Raw genomic sequence first — 795 nt, 5'->3', positions numbered from 1 at the left:
AACGACCTTGATCTCATAGAAGCAAACGAAGCATTTGCAGTACAAGCCTTGTCCGTCAACCAAGGCATGGGATGGGATGAAACCAAGGTTAACGTTAATGGCGGAGCGATCGCTCTAGGCCACCCTATCGGCGCATCAGGTTGTCGCGTTCTTGTCACATTACTCCATGAAATGATCAAACAAGACGCAAACAAAGGTTTAGCAACATTGTGCATCGGTGGCGGCATGGGTGTTTCGTTAGCGGTTGAGCGCAACTAATGTTCAATATCGTTTTATATGAGCCCGAAATTCCACCAAACACAGGGAATATTATTCGTTTGGCAGCCAACACAGGCTGCCGATTGCATCTCATAGAACCACTTGGTTTCGATCTCGATACGAAAAAATTGCGTCGTGCAGGACTGGATTACCACGAATTTGCGGATGTCTTGACCTACGCCTCATATCAAGAATTCAAGGCTAAACATTCTGGAGCAAGAATATTCGGCATGACAACAAAAGGAAGTCGCCCACACACGGAAATTTCTTACCAAGAAAACGACTTCTTTTTGTTTGGCCCTGAAACTCGTGGATTACCTAGTGATGTTCGAGAGGGACTAGGAACGGACTTTTGTATTCGAATTCCAATGTTGGAAGGAAGTCGCAGCTTAAACCTGTCTAATTCAGTTGCGATTGTCGTGTATGAAGCCTGGCGCCAGCTTAGCTTTCAGGCTGGAAGTTAGATCTGCATAGATTTTTTCGCTCATAAAAAACCGCTAAACAATAAATGCTTAGCGGTTTTTTATGGATTGCAGT

1 protein-coding gene and 1 pseudogene are annotated in these 795 nt (G+C 44.7%); both read left to right on the top strand.

What is annotated here, in order from left to right; translation table 11 throughout:
* Positions 1–258: pseudogene (locus A3762_RS13070) on the top strand (acetyl-CoA C-acetyltransferase); the annotation flags it as partial.
* Positions 258–722 (top strand): tRNA (uridine(34)/cytosine(34)/5-carboxymethylaminomethyluridine(34)-2'-O)-methyltransferase TrmL, encoded by a 465-nt coding sequence (gene trmL / locus A3762_RS13065; RefSeq protein ID WP_068754739.1) that lies wholly within the window; start codon positions 258–260, stop codon positions 720–722. The pseudogene A3762_RS13070 and the gene trmL, both read left to right, overlap by 1 nt.
* The last annotated feature ends 73 nt before the right edge of the window (positions 723–795 follow it).

Source organism: Oleiphilus sp. HI0125, assembly GCF_001635355.1.
The sequence above is the reverse complement of the archived record's forward strand: the minus strand, read 5'-3'. Positions and strand labels throughout refer to the sequence as shown.